General features: G+C 65.7%; 15 protein-coding genes. 4 read left to right on the plus strand and 11 right to left on the minus strand.

Going from position 1 to position 17,730, the window contains the following annotated elements:
* Positions 1-10: 10 nt before the first annotated feature.
* Both ACGRVM_RS07060 and ACGRVM_RS07065 read right to left on the minus strand, forming a co-directional pair.
* Complete coding sequence (locus ACGRVM_RS07060; protein WP_377172730.1) at positions 11-304, minus strand: MarR family transcriptional regulator; 294 nt, start codon at positions 302-304, stop codon at positions 11-13.
* A gap of 134 nt (positions 305-438) precedes the next feature.
* Positions 439-1,113 (minus strand): cysteine hydrolase family protein, encoded by a 675-nt coding sequence (locus ACGRVM_RS07065; RefSeq protein WP_377172729.1) that lies wholly within the window; start codon positions 1,111-1,113, stop codon positions 439-441.
* A 71-nt stretch (positions 1,114-1,184) separates the two neighbouring features.
* On the opposite strand from ACGRVM_RS07065, the gene ACGRVM_RS07070 reads away from it, so the two are divergent.
* The gene (locus ACGRVM_RS07070; protein WP_377172728.1) at positions 1,185-2,042 is read left to right on the plus strand and encodes a MurR/RpiR family transcriptional regulator; all 858 of its coding nucleotides are present in this window, start codon (positions 1,185-1,187) and stop codon (positions 2,040-2,042) included.
* A gap of 9 nt (positions 2,043-2,051) precedes the next feature.
* Here ACGRVM_RS07070 and ACGRVM_RS07075 read toward each other — a convergent pair whose 3' ends face one another.
* The 4 genes from ACGRVM_RS07075 to ACGRVM_RS07090 are packed head-to-tail and all read right to left on the minus strand — an operon-like array spanning position 2,052 to position 6,703.
* Positions 2,052-2,939: a branched-chain amino acid ABC transporter permease gene (locus ACGRVM_RS07075; RefSeq protein ID WP_377172727.1), complete on the minus strand. Its 888-nt coding sequence runs from the start codon at positions 2,937-2,939 to the stop codon at positions 2,052-2,054.
* Between the two features lie 3 nt (positions 2,940-2,942).
* Complete coding sequence (locus ACGRVM_RS07080; protein ID WP_377172726.1) at positions 2,943-3,659, minus strand: ABC transporter ATP-binding protein; 717 nt, start codon at positions 3,657-3,659, stop codon at positions 2,943-2,945.
* Positions 3,660-3,665: 6 nt separating this feature from the next.
* Positions 3,666-4,820 (minus strand): ABC transporter substrate-binding protein, encoded by a 1,155-nt coding sequence (locus tag ACGRVM_RS07085; RefSeq protein WP_377172725.1) that lies wholly within the window; start codon positions 4,818-4,820, stop codon positions 3,666-3,668.
* Complete coding sequence (locus ACGRVM_RS07090; RefSeq protein WP_377172724.1) at positions 4,817-6,703, minus strand: branched-chain amino acid ABC transporter ATP-binding protein/permease; 1,887 nt, start codon at positions 6,701-6,703, stop codon at positions 4,817-4,819. Before ACGRVM_RS07090 ends, ACGRVM_RS07085 begins: the two co-directional genes overlap by 4 nt.
* Before the next feature lie 140 nt (positions 6,704-6,843).
* On the opposite strand from ACGRVM_RS07090, the gene ACGRVM_RS07095 reads away from it, so the two are divergent.
* The gene (locus ACGRVM_RS07095; RefSeq protein WP_377172723.1) at positions 6,844-7,683 is read left to right on the plus strand and encodes an N-formylglutamate amidohydrolase; all 840 of its coding nucleotides are present in this window, start codon (positions 6,844-6,846) and stop codon (positions 7,681-7,683) included.
* Positions 7,670-8,968, plus strand: coding sequence for a type I glutamate--ammonia ligase (locus ACGRVM_RS07100; protein ID WP_377172721.1), 1,299 nt, complete (start codon positions 7,670-7,672; stop codon positions 8,966-8,968). The genes ACGRVM_RS07095 and ACGRVM_RS07100 overlap by 14 nt, the downstream gene beginning before the upstream one ends.
* A gap of 87 nt (positions 8,969-9,055) precedes the next feature.
* On the opposite strand, the gene ACGRVM_RS07105 is transcribed toward ACGRVM_RS07100, so the two are convergent.
* The gene (locus tag ACGRVM_RS07105) at positions 9,056-10,279 is read right to left on the minus strand and encodes a BamA/TamA family outer membrane protein (RefSeq protein WP_377172720.1); all 1,224 of its coding nucleotides are present in this window, start codon (positions 10,277-10,279) and stop codon (positions 9,056-9,058) included.
* Between the two features lie 84 nt (positions 10,280-10,363).
* On the opposite strand from ACGRVM_RS07105, the gene ACGRVM_RS07110 reads away from it, so the two are divergent.
* A complete protein-coding gene (locus ACGRVM_RS07110; protein ID WP_377172719.1) occupies positions 10,364-11,131 on the plus strand; it encodes a hypothetical protein in 768 nt (255 codons plus the stop codon).
* On the opposite strand, the gene ACGRVM_RS07115 is transcribed toward ACGRVM_RS07110, so the two are convergent.
* From ACGRVM_RS07115 to ACGRVM_RS07130, 4 genes are read right to left on the minus strand one after another with little or no spacing between them, the layout of a single operon-like run.
* On the minus strand, positions 11,121-11,846 hold the full coding sequence (locus tag ACGRVM_RS07115; RefSeq protein WP_377172718.1) for an efflux RND transporter periplasmic adaptor subunit: 726 nt from the start codon (positions 11,844-11,846) through the stop codon (positions 11,121-11,123). The genes ACGRVM_RS07110 and ACGRVM_RS07115 overlap by 11 nt on opposite strands.
* Positions 11,847-11,855: 9 nt before the next feature.
* The gene (locus ACGRVM_RS07120) at positions 11,856-13,796 is read right to left on the minus strand and encodes a preprotein translocase subunit SecA (protein WP_394624031.1); all 1,941 of its coding nucleotides are present in this window, start codon (positions 13,794-13,796) and stop codon (positions 11,856-11,858) included.
* A complete protein-coding gene (locus ACGRVM_RS07125; RefSeq protein ID WP_377172717.1) occupies positions 13,793-15,910 on the minus strand; it encodes a biotin/lipoyl-binding protein in 2,118 nt (705 codons plus the stop codon). The genes ACGRVM_RS07120 and ACGRVM_RS07125 overlap by 4 nt, the downstream gene beginning before the upstream one ends.
* The gene (locus ACGRVM_RS07130) at positions 15,907-17,709 is read right to left on the minus strand and encodes an efflux RND transporter periplasmic adaptor subunit (protein ID WP_377172716.1); all 1,803 of its coding nucleotides are present in this window, start codon (positions 17,707-17,709) and stop codon (positions 15,907-15,909) included. Before ACGRVM_RS07130 ends, ACGRVM_RS07125 begins: the two co-directional genes overlap by 4 nt.
* Positions 17,710-17,730 lie beyond the last annotated feature (21 nt).

Below are 17,730 nucleotides of genomic sequence, written 5' to 3' on the forward strand. Positions count from 1 at the left end.
TGCAAGGGTGTCAGTTGCTCGGCAGCTTGTAGAACTTGGCGCGCGAGTCCTCGGCGTGAAGCACGAGGCCCAAATCGAGCAGCTTGCGCAGCGCCCGGTGGAAGGTCGCGTGCTTCATGCCCGTCACGCGAAGCTGCTGCTTGACCGCGTCGGACGAAATCTCGTCATTGCCGTAGGTCGAGGCGACGTTGTGAAACGCATAGAGCACGTCCCGTTCGCTATGCGACAGGTCCGACAGCCCGAGATCCCGTTCCATCTGAAGCATGGCAGAGCGCAGCCGCGCGATGCTGGACAGGGTGGTCACGAAAATCTCCATTTGCAAAACTTCAAGTCACTATGCCGTGATAATTCGCGGCGCGCAACAAGGTTCCATTGCGTCGGCAGAGGGCCGCGTGCGGACGCCCTCCCGCCCTGCGCGCAGCCGCGCTCAGCAGGCATTCACTTCGTCAAGCGCGCGATTTCGTCGATCATCTGGTCGGTGCTGCGCAGCCGCGCGAAATGGCCGTCCATCGCGCGGATAGAATTCTCGTGGTTCCGCATCGAATAGGTGGCGCAGCAATCCTCGATCTGGGTCACGTAATAGCCCCGGTCGGCGGCGTCGCGGATGCTGCCCTCGACGCATTGATCGGTGCAGACCCCGTACATTATGAGATACTCGATTCCGAGATTGCGCAGAACGTAGTCGAAATTGGTCGAGTTGAAGATGCCCGAAGACGTCTTGGGGATCACGATCTCGTCGCCCTTCGGGCCGACGGCGTCGATCACCTTGGCCTCCCATGACCCCTTGGGAAAGAAGAGGTTCGACATCTTGTGATCGAGACTGATGTCGCGCCCGTCCTGCGTCAGCGCCTCGATGGTGGTGAAGATCACCTCGATTCCGGCGGCACGGGCGGCGTCCTGAAGCCGGGCCTGCGCGGGCAAAAGCACCTCCTCGATGCGGGTCATGAATTCGAGATGGCCTGCGGTCGGCGATCCGGGCTTGCGCGCCTCGGCGATGGCCTCGGGGCTCCACTCGGCATTCTGCATGTCGATCGACAAAAGCGCGGTGCGGGCGGGCACGATCTCCCGCTCGCGATCCTGGGCGGTGAACTGGCTGGGGTAGGTTCTTGTCATGACTGTCTTTCCGTTGTCAGGAGGGCGGTGATATGGGCTAGGGTGGACCCGTGCCCGGGCAAGGAGGCGATATGGCCACGATTTTCGACAAGGTCCGCGCGGCCCGCTCGACCCTGACCCGAAGCGAGAAGCAGGCGGCGGATTTCCTGATCCGCAACTATCCCGTGGTCGGCCTCGAACGCATCACCGATTTCGCGGCGGCGGCAAAGGTCAGCTCGGCCACGATCCAGCGGCTTGTGGGCAAACTGGGCCTGACGGGATATCCCGAGTTGCGGCGCCTTCTGACCGAGGAGTTGATCGAAACGCGGCAGGGGCCGCTGACGCTGAGCCATCGGGTGCAGCCGGGCGAGCAGGACGATCTGATGCGCGCCAACCTGATCGAGACGCTGACGCGCTCGATCGAGGGGCTGCCGCATGACGAATTGGCGACCATCGCGGGGCTTCTGGGCGATCCGCGCGCGCAGGTCTGGCTCTTGGGCGGCGCGTTCACGATGCCGCTGGCCGAGCATCTCGATTTTCACCTGCGGAAGCTGCGCCCCGGCGTGACGCTCCTGCCCCATGACGTGACCCGGCGCACCGATCACATGCTGAATGTGCGCAAGGGCGACGTGCTCGTTCTCTTCGACGTGCGCCGCTATCAGCCCGACCTTGCCGAGACCGCCTCTTTCGTCGCGGGGCGCGGCGGGCGCGTCGTGCTCTTCACCGACGAATGGATGAGCGACATCGCCCATGTCGCGCACCATGTCGTCTCGTGCCGCGTCGATGTTGGCACGCCTTGGGACAGTCTCGTGGGCCTGACGGCGGCGGTGGAGCTGCTGGGCGCGGCGCTCGACAGCCTCTTGTGGAAAAAGCGGGGCGACAGGCTGTCGGTTCTGGAGGCGTTCCGCGAGCGGGCCTTCATTCCGACTTGGCGCAATCGCAGCGACTGACCGCATGGCTCAGCTCCGGTCCGAGCGGGCGGCGGGGATAAGGCCGTTGGGCCGCACCACGAGGATCGCGATCACGACCGACAGGACGATGGCATCGCGGTAGGGCGCGAGGCTATCGGGCAGGAAGGCCTGGCTGAAGACCTCGACCGCGCCGACAACGAACCCGCCGATGACTGCGCCGGGAAGGCTCCCGAGACCGCCGAGAACGGTGGCGATGAAGGCCTTGAGCACCGGGAAAAATCCCATGAGCGGATCGACCGAGCCGCGCTGCGCCGTCCAGACGACCGCCGCGATCCCGGCAAGAAGCCCCGAGAGGGCAAAGGCCGAGGCGACGACCGTGTTGGCGCGCACGCCCAGAAGGCGCAGCATCGTGAAATCCTCCGCCGCCGCGCGCATCGCAAGGCCCATCGTGGTGCGCCGCAGGAACCATGTGATCCCCGACACGGCGACGAGCGTGACGCAGATCGAGATCAGCGGCACGATCCCCACCGTCAGCGGGCCGATATTGAGCGTGCCCGAAAGCGAGGGCGGCAGCGAAATCGGCTTGGGCCGCGCGGAAATGCCGTTCTGGAACAGCACCTTGAGAATCTCACTGACCGCGAAACTGGTGATCAGCAGCGACGTGACGGACGAGCCGCGCATGGGGCGGAAGGCGATCCGCTCCATTCCGACCGCGACGATGATCGACAGCGCGATGCCCATGAGCACGGCGGCGGGGATTGGCACGCCCATGACCAGCCCGGCGAAGATGCCATAGCCGCCCACCGTCATGATCTCGCCATGGGCGAAGTTGATGAGGCGTATGATCGAGAAGACGACGGCGAGGCCCAGCGCCAGAAGCGCGTAGATGCCCCCGAGGCTGAGCGCGTTGATGATCTGTTGCAGCGCGATTTCCATGGCTCAGCCCTCCGCCGCGAGATAGGCGCGCCGGATCGCGTCGCCTTGGGACAGTTCCGATGCCGGTCCGGCCAGCGCGACGCGTCCATTGGCCAGAACCACCGCGTGATCGGCCACCTCCAATGACAGGGGCACGTTCTGCTCGACCAGAAGGATCGTGATGCCGTCCGCCTTCATCTCCTCGATCAGCGCGAAGATCTCATCCACCATTTGCGGCGCGAGACCGAGCGATGGCTCGTCCATCAGCACCATGCGCGGCCCGGTCAGGAGCGCGCGCGCGACGGCCAGCATCTGCTGCTCGCCCCCCGACAGAAGCCCGGCCTTCTGATGCAGACGCTCGGCCAGCACCGGAAAGCGGCCGAGAAGCGCGTCCTTGCGCGCGGCGCTCGCCGCGTCCTGGCCCTTGCCGTGGGCGGCCTCGGCGAGCGAAAGGTTCTCGCCCACGGTGAGCGCGGTGAAGATGCGCCGCCCCTCTGGACAGACGGCGAGGCCGCGGCGCGACAACGCCTCGGGCGTCTCGCCCGCCGTGTCGCGCCCGTCGAAGGTGACGCTGCCGCCCGCGCGGGGCACGACCCCGGCGATGGCCATGAGCGTCGACGACTTGCCCGCGCCGTTCGCCCCCAGAAGCGCGACGAGCTCGCCCGGCTTCACGGAAAGGTCCACGCCCTTCGCGGCGTGGACCGGACCGTAGCGGACATCGAGGGCCTTGACCTCGAGCATGATCGCTCAGGGCGCCGGAACGTCGGCGGCGTCGGGCGTGGTGCGGCGGATGAAGATCTTCTCGCCGTTCTGGATCTCGGCCAGCACGACTGACCGGATCGGCATCCGCTCGGTGCCCTTGAACGTGTAGTCGCTCATGATGCCGTCGCCGTTCTCGATATTGGCGAGCGCATCGCGCACGGCGGCAGGATCGTCGGTGCCCGCCGTCTCGACGGCGGTCTTGATCATGTAGGCGATATCGCAGCCGTTGACGTAATAGTTGTTGTCGGCCACCTGCCCCGTCGCTGCCTCGAACTTGGCGTTGAACTCGGCATGCTGGCTGCCCTCGTCCGCGAAACCGCCGCTGGCGTGGATGACGCCGTCAACGACGCTGCCAAGGCCGCGGATGGTCGGCGTGTCGAGAACGTCGCCGCCGATCACCTGGCTCTCGATGCCCGCGCCGCGCAGCGCCTTGATGAAGGCAGGGAAATCGGGCTCCCAGGCCGAGGTCATGACGACATCGGGCTCGGGATCGATCGACTTGATGTTCGTCACGATGGCCGAGAAGTCGGGCTGGTTCAGCGAATAGAGCGACTCGCCGACGATGGTGCCGCCCTCGTTGGTGAAGACCTCGGCGAAGTATTCCGGCCCGCCCATCGTATAGGCGGCATCGGGCGACTTGACGATGTAGGCGGTCTCATGGCCCAGCTCGCGGGCGTATTGCGCCGTGACCGTGGCTTGCAGGTTGTCGGCGGGATAGCTGCCGAAGACATATTCGCCCACCTGCGTCAGAACCGGCGCGGTGCCCGCGAAGGTCATGGTCGGAATGCCCTCGGCCACGGTCATCTGGCCGACCGCGATGGTCGGGTCGCCGTCGGCGGGCGAGACGATGAAGCGCGCGCCCGCGTCGACCAGCTCCTGCGCCGCCTTGATCGTCTCGGCGGTGTCCGAGCGGGTGTCGCGGATATCGAGGCGGATGGGCGTCGTGCCGCCGATGCCCCCCGCCGCGTTGATCTCGTCCACGCAGAACTGGAAGCCCGCCGAGGAGGGCTGATCGTAAGGCGCAAGATAGCCGGACTGCGCCGACAGGACGCCGATGAAATAATCGTCTGCGGCATGGGCCGGCAGACCGAGCGCCAGCGTGCTGACGCCTGCCATGAGGGCGGTGATGGAACGGGTCATGTGGGTATCTCCCTTGGGTTAGGTTGGATCGTCTCCCGGCCCGCCCTCGCGCGGCCCATATAGGCCTCGATGACAGCCGGATGCCCGCCGATTTCGGCAGGCGTGCCTTCCGCGATCTTCTTGCCGCGGTTGAGAACGATGATGTGCCCGCAAAGCGCGTTCACGAATTCGAGGTCATGCTCGATGAGCAGAAGGCCGATACCGCGCTCCTCTGCGATGCGGCGCAGCTGCGCGCCGAGCTCGCGGGTCTCGTCGGGATTCATCCCGGCGGCGGGCTCGTCCAGCAGAAGGATCGCGGGATCGGTGGCGAGGCAACGCGCGATCTCGACCTTGCGCCGCGCGCCGTAGGAAAGGCTCGAGGCCTCGGCGCTCGCCATCGCGCTCAGCCCCATCGCGGCCAGCTCGCGCAGGGCGACGGCTTCGGCGGCGGCGCCCCGGTGGCCTGCCGCCTGCGCCGCGACCAGCACGTTCTCCCGCACGGTGAGGCGATGGAAGAGGCGGATGTTCTGGAAGGTGCGGGCGATCCCGAGGCCCGCGATGCCATGCGCCGCCACCGCGTTCAGATCGACGCTGCCATAGCGCATGCTGCCCGATGTGGGCGCGTATTGCCCGGTCAGCATGTTGACCAGCGTGCTCTTGCCCGCGCCGTTCGGCCCGATCAGCCCCGTCACATGCCCCGCGCGGATGACGAAGCTGAGATCGTCCGTGGCCGTCAGCCCGACGAAGGTCTTGGTCAGCCCCTCGATCACGAGATCGTCGCCCGCGCGCGCATCCTTCGGCGGCGCGGCCTGACTGTCGGGGGCCGGAAAGACACGGGCAAGGCCGCGCTCGAGCGCGGGAATGCGCAGCTCGCGATTGCCGAAAAGGCCCTCGGGCCTGAAGTAGATCACGGCGAGGATCAAAAGGCCCAGCGCCACCGTCGTCACGCCGAAAAAGGCCGGCACCTCGATGCCGCCGAGCGTGAAACCACCCTCGATCTGGCGGAGGCTGTCCTGAAGCGCGGTGACGACCAGCACGCCGCCCACCGCGCCGCTGACGGTCGTGAGGCCGCCGATCACCAGCATCGCGACCAGAGAGAAGGTCAGCGTGAAATAGAACTCCTTGGGCGAGAACGCCCCAAGCATGTGTCCGTAATAGGCCCCGACGAGCGTTGCGAGCGCGCCCGAGAGCATCCATGCCACGATGCGCGCCCTGCGCGCGTTGATGCCCAGTGTCTCGGCCGCCGTCTCGTCGTCGCGCACGGCGCGCAGCGCGAGGCCCCAGCGGCTCTCGCGGAAGATATAGGCCAGCGCCACGAGGATCATGGCAAGATAGAGCGCAACCTCGAAGGTGGTGATGCGCGGCAGGCCATAGAAGGTCTGGCTGCCCTTGGTGATGTGCCGCGCGCCGATGAGCACGCTGTGCACGATGATGAGAATGCCGAGCGTCGCGATCGTGGCCGATGCATCCTTGAGCCGCAAAAGCGCGAGCCCGGTAAGCGCCGCGAAGCCCAGCCCGACGAGAAGCGCCGCGCCATTGGCCATCGGGATCGACAGCTCCCACCCGGCGAGAGCGGCGGGCAGGTCCGGCAGGAGCGAGCGCTGAATGCCTGCGGGCGAGGTCAAAATACCCGACGTATAGGCGCCGAGTGCCATGAAGGCGGCATGACCGAAGCTGATGATGCCCGAATTGCCGCTGAAGATCGCCAGTGCCGCGATTGCGGCGATGCTCACGCACATCTGCGTCGCGATCCGCTCGCCCGTGCGGCCGAAGAGCGCTTCGAGGCCCAGCGACGCGATCAGCACGACCGAGAGGATCAGCGCCAGCCGAACGGCATGCAGCACGCCGGGACGCGCGCGGCTCTCGGTGCGGGCCTCCTGTCTCGGGGCGGCGGTGTCGGTCACGGCTGGGGTCACTCCCGGTGCGATCAGACTTCAAGGCTGGCGAGCGCGCGCCTTTATGTCAATCATTTTTCAGGAGTAGACAAAAACTACAAACTGTTATCATTCTGACAGATGAGAATTCAGGCGATCAGGAGACGCCGATGAGCGATGGCCGGCTTCAGGCGACGGGACCGAGATGGCAGGGCGGCCTTCTTGCCGAAGGCGAGCCCGATGCGGCGCAGGTGGAGGATCATGGCCTGGAAGGCGCGCTTTCTCCCTTCGTGCTGACCTGCGATCACGCATCGAGCCGCGTGCCCGCCGCGCTCGACGGTCTCGGCGTCGCGCCCGATGACATTCAGCGTCATATCGGCTGGGATATCGGCGCGCTCGATGTCGCGCGGCATATGGCGCGGGCGATGCGCGGCCTCTTGATCCATCAGGCCTATTCGCGGATCGTGATCGACTGCAATCGCCCGCCCCATGTCGCGCAGGCGTTTCCCATCCGCAGCGACGGGACCGACATTCCCGGCAATGCCGCCCTCACCGGCTCAGGCGCCGCCGCGCGTGTGGCCGAGATCTTCCATCCCTATCACGCCGCCATCGCCGCCGCGCTCGACGCGCGGGCGGGCACACCGACGGCGCTGCTCGCGATCCATTCCTACACGCCCCATCACGGCGATTTTCCCGATCCCCGGCCCTGGCCGGTCTCGCTTCTCTTCAATCGGGACAGCCGCTTCTCCGAGGCGATGGCGGCCGAGTTGCGCGCCCGCGACATCGATGTGGGCATGAACCAGCCCTACGTCGTGGACGACGATGGCGACTACGCGATCCCCATTCACGCCGAGCGGCGCGGCATCCCCCACAGCCTGATCGAGGTGCGCCAGGACCTGATCGAGACGGACGAGGGCGCGCGACACTGGGCGGCGATCCTGACAGACTGCGCAGCGGCGGCCTTCGCCGTGATGACACACCGGAAAGGAGCGGAGCATGCCCAAGCTTGATGCGGATGCGACGGGGATGATCGGCAATGTCGATCTGAGCAACGTGATGCGGGGGCGCTCGTTTCCCATCGCGCGTCTGGACGCGATGCTGGCCGGCGGCCTGCCCTGGGTGCCCGCCAACATCACCTTGTCCCCCTGCAATTCCCTGCCCGCCAAAAGCCCCTTCGGCCCAGTGGGCGAGACGCGCCTTATGGCCGTGGATGCGCCGCCTATCGTCTTTCCGGCGCAAGAGGGCCTGCCCACCCTGCAATTCCATCTGGCCGAAATCACGCACCATGACGGAACGCCCTGGCCGGTCTGCCCGCGCAGCGCGCTGCGCGCCGCTCTGACCGCGCTCAAGGAGGAGTTCGGTCTCGATATGAAGGCCGGGTTCGAGCATGAGCTCTATATCGAAGGGCTGGAAGGCGCCCCATCGCCCGCCTTCTCGCTCGAAGGCACGCGCCGGGTCAGCGACATCGCCGCGCGGGTCAACGGTATCCTCGCGCCCGCGGGCGCCGCGCTCGAGCAATGCGTGGCCGAGTTCGGCCACTACCAGTTCGAGATCGCCGGAGCCGTCACGGATGCGCTGAGCGCCGCCGACAACGCCGTCCTGGCGCTCGCCGCGATCCGCGATCAGGCACGCCGGGCGGGCCTGCATGCCACCTTCGCGCCGAAGCCCGATCCGCAGCAGCCGGGCAGCGGCGTGCATGTGCATTTCAGCCTCTGGGAAGCCGGCGCGCCGGTGACGGCGGCGGGCGATGCACTCACCCCGCGCGCGGCCTCCTTCGCGGCGGGCATCTTCGCGGCGCTGCCCTCGGTTCTGGCCTGCTCGATCTCGAACGCCAACTCCTACGCGCGCCTCGCGCCCTCCTCATGGGTCGGGGTCTTTCCCTGCATCGGCACGCGCAACCGCGAAGCCGCGATCCGCATCTGCCCCCGCGCCCAGGGCGCGGGCGGCGTGAACGCGCAGGCCTCGATGGAATACCGCCTCGCGGACGCCACCGCCAATCCGTACCTGATGCTCGCCGCGCTCATCCATGCCGGGATGGACGGGATGCGCGCCGCCCTGCCCAGCCCGCCCGACGTGACCGTCGATCCCGCGACCCTGAGCGACACCGAGCGGCGCGATCTCGGCCTCGACGCGCTGCCATCAAGCCCCGCCCAGACGCTCTCGCGGGCCGATGCGCTGGAAAGATGGTTCGGGCAGACCTTCACCGCCGCCTTCCGCGCCGTGCGCGAGAACGACATCGAAGACGCCGCCCGCCTCGGGGAGGACTACACGCGGGTGATGACGCGGGCGATCTAGAGCGGAGAAGGGTGAGCGAGACCTGAGCGGAACCGAGCACCGAGGTGTCAATGCGTCCACACGTCGCCGATCGGCCTTTGCAGAGTGCTAGAAACTCGTCTGGTACGAAATGCTGAACTCCTGCACCTCGTCATAGCTCTCCTTGAGGATGGGTTGCGCGATGCTCAGCAAGATCGGGCCCATGCCCGTGTCAAGTCGGAAGGTAACGCCACCCGAGGCGCGCAAGTTGAAGCCATCGTCGACACGCTGCCCGCCCGCCACGCCGCCGCGCGTGTCGTCGAGGCCCCAGAGGCTTCCGAAATCCACAAAAACACCGGGCGTGATCCGTTCGGAAACCGCGTCGAACGCATCGCGGAACTGCGCGTCGAACTGCGCGGTCGTCGAGTAATTTCCGCCCAGCGCGGGTTGCGTCGCAACGGAAAGATCGCGCGGGCCGATACCCCCGAAGGCAAAGCCGCGCAGCGACGACTGACCCAGAAATGTCCGGTCTCCGATATGAGAGGTGCCGTCCAGGGATGCGATGGCGGACCCCCTGAGTTGCATTTTGAGCAGGACGTTATCCTCGGCACCGGCCACCCAGCCCGCGCCGTAGCGCGCGGACAGGCTCAGATAGTCATGGCCCATGTCGCTATGGCCCGCTTCGAGACCGAGCCCATAGCTGACGCCGCGGAGCGCGCCGCCCTTGCCGGGCTTGCGCCGTTTCACATCGACACCGATCACCTGCTGCGCACGGGTGCCTACATCCTTCCGGATCAAATTGGACGATCCGGCACGCAGATTGTCGATCTCACCCCAGGAGAAGGTCGCGAACGTGGAGACCGACAGACCTTCGTCAAGTTTCCAGGTCAGACGCGGCTCCACGCCCAAGACATTGCTGTCGAAATCGAAGACGTCACCCCGCTCGACCTGTGCCGCGAACAGGCGAAGTCCGAAGGACGGCTGCTCGCCGAAAAGATCGGGAGCGGCGTATTGGGCGCTGTATCGCAGCGTCTCTTCCGATGCTTCGATCGTAAGGTCGAGAGACTGGTTCCGACCGAATAAGCGGTCGGTTCCCACACGCGCGCCTGCGACGACGCCCAGCTCGGTATTGTAGCCAAGGCTGGCGCCCAGTTCGACCAAGGGTTCGGCGCTTTTTTCCGGCGCGCTCTCGGGGGATTCGTCAGGTGCCACGGCCACATCGTGGAGCGTCTCGGACAGCCCCGGAGCGGCGAGAATACTCAACACCGCGGCCCCTGCAAAAACACTAACTCGTTTCATGAAGGGCGCCCCGACGATGATTACCACACTTGGTCGTTGTGCCACATAATTCATGCTGACTTCCACCAAATCTTGTGAGGTCGTGCCGCCTTGTGACATAGAGGAAACGGATCTGGACGCGGCGAAATGTGAGGCTCGATGAAGCGCGAAGCGAGCATGGACCTTTTGAAAAGCCTGGCTGCTCAGGCCGATGCCGTCGAGCAATCGTGGTCGCTGTCCGCAGGCGAGGTCGAGCGCCGCGTGCTTCTGTTTTTCAATGCTTCGGACGAGGCCGCGCTACATCTGGCCAAGGCGGCGCATGCGCTCGGTGTGCCCGAGACATTGCTCGTCGATTGGACGCGCGCGCTGCCCGGCTGCGATGCGGTCGGCCTTGCGGTGAGAGACGATCTGAAGTCGGTGCGACTCTACACGCAATACTGGAACGCGGTCGTGCAAAAGGTGCGGGGCGGCGCAGACGGGCCCATGCTACTTTACGCCGGCTTCAAGGCGCTGCCGGACTCCACGATCCGGCTTGATCGCTACATCGTTCTGCCGGGGGCCGCACGGTCGGAATTCATGCCGCAGATCACAGACGCGATGATGGATATGGGGATCGACGCAACGCTGGTGGAGCAAGCTTTCACACCGCTAACGCCCGAGGCATGCATCTTCACGCGAACCGAAGATGTGCCCGGCGAACGGCGCTCATGGCTGGCAACGGTGCGACGCGCCGAGTTGAAAAGGGACGACGTTGCGGCGATGCTGGAGCCGCTCGCGCGAGACAGCGCCCGCAGCGAGATAGCTGCCGCTGCCGCTCGGCGGGATCTGCTGCATGTCGCGGGTGGCGAGGACCGCACGAAGGGCAGATTCACGTCGCTCTACTTCGATGCAGGCGGCGTCATCCCGCGCGAGTTTTTCAAGGAATGACGCGGCAGCCGGCTCCAGCAGGCAAGGCGAGATCGCTGTTCTCTATTTCAGCCACCACCGAGAAGGTATTGGAGGAAGCATCGATGAATGGGTCGATGGATGTGACGTGCCCCGTCACCTCGGCCCCGACAAGATCGACGGAGAACCGCACCTCATCGCCCAGCTTCAAAGCGCCGAAGGCCGTATCGACATAGGCCATCTCGGCACGCAGCGTGCTGACGTCGATCAGCTGCACCAGCGGCTCAGCACCGATGAGTTCACCCTCCTCGACCATCACAGCGGCAATGTATCCAGCAAAGGGCGCCCGGATCTGCGCGCGTTCGATGGCGAGCGCGCCGCGCGCCAGATCTGCCTCGGCAACGGCCAGATCCGTGCGAAGCTGCTCGATCTCATCGCGTGGAATAAGATTGCTGCTGGCCAGCCTTTCCGAACGTTGGATCTGTTCCTCGAGGGCGGCGGCGGTGATCTCGGTCACAGCCTGTTCGGCCGCCGCCATCTGCGTGTCGAGACGGATCAGCACATCGTCCTTCTTGACGAATTGTGTGCGCGAGACGGGCGTGTCCACAACGATGCCGCGCAGATCGGTCCCGATTTCGCTGGCCCGCAGGGGCGCAAGGAGGCAGGTCAGGGGTTGCACCGTTTGAGCGGTGAGCGGACCGGCCAAAAAGGCAAAGAGCAAAAGTGACGGTACAGCGCGCAGAATCGAATATGTCATGCCGTGAGCCTATCGGTAACCCAGGTGCCGCGCCAGTTCCTGCTCGCGCAGAAGCGTCTTGCGCCTCAAACCGCGTGCCTGCGCATCGCGAAGCGTCTGCAGCCCCGCAAGCGCCCGGCGCGGCACAAGGCGCAACCGCAACATCGTCAGAAGGGCGAAGCGCGCCAGCCCTTTGGCGCCTTCAGTCAGGCCCCTGTCCTCGAGACTGATGCGGCGGCTGAAACTGCCCGGGTCGCCCTGCCGTCCTGCACGCCCGTAAAGCTGACGCTCGAGCCGGCCGGAGGCCATCACGCTCGCGATGATGACGTGGAGCCCGCCCGCAGCCCGAACATCCTCGTGCAGGGCGATATCCGTGCCGCGCCCCGCAAGATGGGTCGCGATTGTAATTCGACCAGGCTGTCCGGCCTCTGCCACGAGATCGGCCTCGCGCGACTCGGTCAGCGCATCGAGCACAGCGACGTCACGGCCCTCAGCAGCGAACACCTGTTGCAAAGCCTCCGACTCTGCCACGTCATTGATGCCTATAAGCACGGCACGCGTCTGCGCGATCCGGGTCGCCTCGGCCGCTACCGCACGCCATTTCTCGTCTGCCCTCGAAAAAACCGTGAAGCCCATGTCCTTCATGCGCGACTGCGCATGCGGCGCCACGGGCACGACCCCAAGGCCGTAGATCGCCCAAAGCTCGCCTCGGCATTCACGAGCCGTGCCTGTAAGGCCGGCAAGATGGCGGTACTGCCTAAAATAGGTCTGCTGAGTGATCTGGCCGACGGTGCGGTTTTCGGGACTTGGGTCCAAACCCTCCTTCAACTCGATCATCTGCTGCATGCCGTAGCCCCACTTACGGTCATCCATCAATCTGCCAGTCGCCTGATCGATCATGACGATCTCGCCCTCGCGGACAAGGTAGGCCACGCCTTTTCGGAACGAATGCACCGCGCTCAGCGCTGTCTCCGCAAGGCCGATCAAGCCGTCGTCGCGCGCAGAAGGATGCGTCCAGGCCGTGGCGGCGCGTGCGAGCCGGTCGATGCCGCGTGCGGTCAGGCGCCAGTTTCCCTGCGCGTCCTTGCTTCGGTCGCGACCGCGTTCCGTTCCTTGAGCGAAACCGAGAAGATCTTGGAACAAGGTCACATCGGCTTCGGGCGGATCGGCGAAAGGCTCGGACAGGATCATCGGCACGGTGGCGTCGTCAATCAGGACGCTGTCGGCCTCGTCCATGATCGCAAATGCTTGGCCCATCTGGCGCGCGGTCGCGGGATCGCGGCCGAGGCGCTTTTCGCGTCGATCCCGCAAGGCATCGAAAACGAGCGTCTTGTTCGTGGCATAAAGGATGTCGCTATCATAAGCGGCTTGTTTCGCCGGGTCTTCGTCCTTGAGCAAAACGACCGCGCTGCTCAGCCCAAGGTGGCGCGCGACCGGAGCGATGAGGGCATGATCGCGCGATGCGAGATAGTCGTTGACCGTAGCCACATGAACAGACACGCCGCACCGGGCCGCCACGACCGCGGCGAGGCCCGCCGCCAACGTTTTGCCCTCGCCGGTGCGCAACTCGGTGCAGGTTCCGGCGAGGAGCCAGAGCGCGCATTCAATCTGATTGCGGCGGAGCGAAAGCCCGGTCTCGCGGCGCATGACTTCGAGTGCGAGTGCGATATCTAGGCCCGCCTCATCAGGGATCAGCAGACGGGAGGCATGACAGGCTGGTGCTGCGATCCTTTCGGCAAGTCGCGCGACATCGAGCCGTTTCAGCTCGTCCCAAGCGGAGGCGATTCTGTCATGCATTTCATCGAACCGTCCGGCGGCACGGCCGGCTTGCCCCACCCTCCAGCCTATATGCTCCTGCCAGAAAAGCCATGCCCTCGGGAAAGGCGGTGCCTCTTTGGTCACGGGCTTGCGGCGCGACCGCGCAAAAGGCAGAAGATGGCTCCCTCCCTGACCCTGATGCACGCGCATCATAGCCGAACGACCCGGACGAGAAGACGCTGTATCTGGAACCAGGCTTGCCGTGCCAGCGACGCGCCGCCAAGATCGATGCGCACATCGAAGCGCATTCCGGCCTGCGCGCTCAGATCCCGATCCGGATCTGCCCACGCGATCCATGCGGTGTCGAGCGCGTGTCCGGGATTGCCCGGCTGCTCGGGAACGATGCCTCCCGCCGAGGACAAGAGCGCCTCGGGCACTTGCCCGCCGACATCGACGATGCGCTCGCGTCCGAGCGGGTGCAGCAGTCGCGTGCCATCGGCAAGCAAGAAAGCCGCAGCATCCCCCTTGCGCGCAAAGCCGGAATAGGCTGCGGGCAGCGCCATGACCATCTCGAGCGCGTCGGCGGCCACGACATGCCCCACTCGTTCGCCGCGACCGAGAAAAACGCCCGGAATGGGTGCGTGCGCTCCGATCCAGCTCAGTCGTCCATCGATCGGCGCCCTGACGAGAAGCGCCTCCTGACGCTCGAGGGCGTCATCGCGCGCCGCGACCGCAACGAGGCGCTCGCGTTCGAGGCGCTGCCCCTCGACCGGGCCGAGACCGGGCCGCTGCGAGGCTTCGTCGAGAAATGCGAGACTGACGCCGAGCGATTTGAGCCGCGCGTCGAGCTCCGAATTCTCCAGTTGCAGAATGGGCGTCCCCCGCGCCACTGTGGCCCCGTCCGGCACCAACACGCGCGCGACGCTGCCCGACGTGCTGACCTGGATTTGCGCGTCGGGAATGGGCTGGATACGGCCCTCGCCATTCGCGGAAAACGGAAGTGGAACGAGCGTGAGCAGCGCCAGCAATGCAGCCACCGCAGCGATCGTTCTTGTCATCGCAGCTCTCCCCCGATTTTGGTTTCTCGCACGCGTGCAGCCTTTCTTGAGCAGTTTGAAGAATGGCCAGAGCAGTCCCATGATGACCGCCCAAAGCGCAAGCGCCACGCCGATGACAAAGAACCAGTTCGACACGATCAGAGCGATGGTGAGCGTCAGCATCACTCGATAGGCCAGCGACAAAACGCCGTAGATGCCGAGAATTTTCGCCTCGCTCGGGGGCGGATCGTCTTCGGGTCGCAGGCCCGCCACGCGCCACAGCACGCGGTCCGAAAGGTAATCCCCGCTGCGCTGCGCGAGATTGGGCATCTCAAGCCAATCGGCCAGAACGAAATATGCATCGAATTTCAGGAGCGGATTGCCATTGAAAAGCAGTGTCGAAACGGAGCCGATAATGACGAAGTTGAAAACCAGCGCCCGCTCTATCCCCGGCTCCATCATGAGCCAGAGGATGAGCGCGACCGAAGCGATGGCCACTTCGGCGAGGATACCGGCAGCCCCGACCAGCATGCGCGCGCGCTTGTCCGGCAGGGCCGAAGCCTCGGAGGCTTCGACGTAAGGCACCGGGAAAAACACCAAGAGCATGACGCCGCATTCGCGCACCCGCCCGCCGCAAGCCCGCAGCGCGTAGCAGTGCGACAACTCGTGAAGGGCTTTCATCAGAGGATAGGCGAGCGCCAACGACACGAGGCCAAGCTGCGACAAAAGCAATCCATCGAGACTGCCGCGCAATCGCTCGGCGTTCAGGAGCGCCATCAAGAGTGCAGCGCACACGAGAACCGCGACGGTGACCGCTCCACCCCGCGTGAAGACGTGGCGCATCAAGGGCCAGGTCGCACGAATGAACGGATCGGGATCGAACAGCCGCAGCTTGATGGCGAGCGGGCTGGCGGCGCGCTGCTCGATCATGCCGCTGCGCCGTCGCGTCGTTCGCTCGGTCAGATGGCGGGGATCCAGATCGTGATCCGAAAGGACAAGCCCGCTTCCGACCAGATGCAGAAACCATTCGACGAGTTCTGACTGCGTCGGTGCCGAAGCCGGACGGCGTATGAGTTCTGCCCAGATTTCCTGAGCGGTATGCCGGCCATCCAACATGCGCCAAAGATCCTGCGCCCGCGCGCTAAGACGCAGATGCTGGCCCGTCACCGCATCGCTCAGCACAATGTAGGGGACGCCCCGGAAACTTTGCCGGGTGGTGGTCACGGCCGCACGGCGGCGAAACTTCTGTTCGGCGAAGAGGTGCCAATCCGGGTGACGCAGGGCGCTCATGCGCTGTCCTGACCGCCCAAGCCAAGCCGCCAGAGCGCGCGCTTGGACCAGCGCACGAACCCTCGTGTGTAGGCCGCAAGGACCGACCGGCGCTCCAACTCCATCCGCACCACGCCGCGCATGCCGTCGAGAATGGCGACGTCGGGCCGCGCGGCGAAGTCGAACCAGACCGGGAAGGTGTTGGCTCCGTCGCGCATCTGGGGATCGGCCCCGACCGCCACCATTCTCACCGGCATCGGCGTGTCGGGGAAAGCGGTCAACAATACGGTGCCGTCCGAGCCGGGCACAAGATCCGCGATCCAGTCCTCGTCGACGAAGGTCAGCACCCGAAAACTGTTCTCGTCGGCCAATTCCAGCAGCGGCTCGCCGAGACGCACGCGGTCGCCGACACGGCGCCACGCATCTCCGCCCACCACTGTGGCAGGCGCCTCGGCCTCGAAGCGCGACAGCGCCAATTCGCGTTCCATGAGGTCGATCTGCGTGACCGCCTGAAGGCGCTGCGCCTCCAGAAGGCGCACCTGCGCCGCGTCGCGCTGCGCGCGCGCGGTCTGAAGCTCGGCTGTGATCTCGGCTTCCTCCGCACGGGTCTGCGCGAGACGCAGGCGGATATCGCTATCCTCCATCGCGAGCAGCAGAGCGCCCTGATCCACGCGGTCGCCCAGCTGAAAATCAGCCTGCGCGATGAAGCCGTCGAACGGCGCCGAGACGATTTGCCGATCCGCAGCTTCGATCCGGGCGGTGAAGGTCGGACGCAGATTGGACGGCACGAAAGCCGATACGACGATCACAAGCAGGAGCAGCGCAAGCGCCAGTTTCAACTTCCACACCGTACGCCCAAAAATCGTTCCTATTCCGTCAGCAAGCCAAGTCCAGAGCCGTCGACCCAAGCGCGGGTGGGCTCGGCGCTGGATCGTCAACGCCTCGCCAAGGAGCGCCGAAATGACCTCGCCGCCCTCGGCCCTGAGGCCCGCGCCACCATCCGGACCGAAGAGAAGCACCACGGCCGCAGCGGGCTCCTCGCGCTCGTAGACCGGGATCAAAAGCGCACGTGCGCCACCGAGACGCTCGACCATCGCCGCCGCTTCGTCGCTGCGTGCCATGCGGGCCGTGTCATCGGGTGCGCCCTCTTGTGGGCCGACCAGCATCGGCGCACGCTGTGCGATGACAAGTTCGCCCAGCTTTTCGAGTGCGGTGCGGCTTTCTGACGGCTTATCGATCAGCCCACCACCGGAGATGGCACCCAGCCGCGGCGTGCCGTCACGCATCCAGATGACCGAAACCAGACCGGGACCGTATGCCGCCTCAAGTCGCGCGATCCACTGGTCGGCAAGGATCCGCGGGCTGGATGCGTCCGCTGCATCGAGGAGGAGCTTGGCGCCGATCTCGGTGTTCTGCACGCGGCTTTGAGCCGCCCCGTGACGATCCTTGAGCGCGGCGACCATGAGCCACCCTGCCTTACCCTCGATGGCCCCGAGCCGCGCCTCGAGCTGCGCAGGCTCAAGTTGCGCAAGCGTCAGGATCAGGACCAAGTCCAGCCCCGGACCGCCCGCCATGTAGACGGCGCGCCAACCGGGCCGGTCGCTCAACGGCTCCACCGTGCCACCTGCATCGGGGCGGAAGGATGCGAGGACCGACCGGTGGGCATCCGCTTGAATGGTGCCGAGACGGCAGATTTCGGTCCACTCACCGCTGTCGCCGATGAACGCCTGAAGGCCGCGAACGCCGTCCACATCATCAGCCAATCGGCGCAGAGAGCGCTCGAGCAAAGGTGCCGTGGTGGTGGCAGTCGAAATCGTCATTCGCGCGTCATCCCCGGCACG

The organism is Roseovarius aquimarinus (assembly GCF_043661195.1).
GTDB lineage: Bacteria > Pseudomonadota > Alphaproteobacteria > Rhodobacterales > Rhodobacteraceae > Roseovarius > Roseovarius aquimarinus.

Excerpts from the sequence above, each read along its gene's own strand:
- ACGRVM_RS07065 (WP_377172729.1), bottom strand. The coding sequence starts at position 1,113 with ATGACAAGAACCTACCCCAGCCAGTTCACCGCCCAGGATCGCGAGCGG.
- ACGRVM_RS07070 (WP_377172728.1), top strand. The coding sequence starts at position 1,185 with ATGGCCACGATTTTCGACAAGGTCCGCGCGGCCCGCTCGACCCTGACC.
- ACGRVM_RS07075 (WP_377172727.1), bottom strand. The coding sequence starts at position 2,939 with ATGGAAATCGCGCTGCAACAGATCATCAACGCGCTCAGCCTCGGGGGC.
- ACGRVM_RS07080 (WP_377172726.1), bottom strand. The coding sequence starts at position 3,659 with ATGCTCGAGGTCAAGGCCCTCGATGTCCGCTACGGTCCGGTCCACGCC.
- ACGRVM_RS07085 (WP_377172725.1), bottom strand. The coding sequence starts at position 4,820 with ATGACCCGTTCCATCACCGCCCTCATGGCAGGCGTCAGCACGCTGGCG.
- ACGRVM_RS07095 (WP_377172723.1), top strand. The coding sequence starts at position 6,844 with ATGAGCGATGGCCGGCTTCAGGCGACGGGACCGAGATGGCAGGGCGGC.
- ACGRVM_RS07100 (WP_377172721.1), top strand. The coding sequence starts at position 7,670 with ATGCCCAAGCTTGATGCGGATGCGACGGGGATGATCGGCAATGTCGAT.
- ACGRVM_RS07105 (WP_377172720.1), bottom strand. The coding sequence starts at position 10,279 with ATGAATTATGTGGCACAACGACCAAGTGTGGTAATCATCGTCGGGGCG.
- ACGRVM_RS07110 (WP_377172719.1), top strand. The coding sequence starts at position 10,364 with ATGAAGCGCGAAGCGAGCATGGACCTTTTGAAAAGCCTGGCTGCTCAG.
- ACGRVM_RS07115 (WP_377172718.1), bottom strand. The coding sequence starts at position 11,846 with ATGACATATTCGATTCTGCGCGCTGTACCGTCACTTTTGCTCTTTGCC.
- ACGRVM_RS07120 (WP_394624031.1), bottom strand. The coding sequence starts at position 13,796 with ATGATGCGCGTGCATCAGGGTCAGGGAGGGAGCCATCTTCTGCCTTTT.
- ACGRVM_RS07125 (WP_377172717.1), bottom strand. The coding sequence starts at position 15,910 with ATGAGCGCCCTGCGTCACCCGGATTGGCACCTCTTCGCCGAACAGAAG.
- ACGRVM_RS07130 (WP_377172716.1), bottom strand. The coding sequence starts at position 17,709 with ATGACGATTTCGACTGCCACCACCACGGCACCTTTGCTCGAGCGCTCT.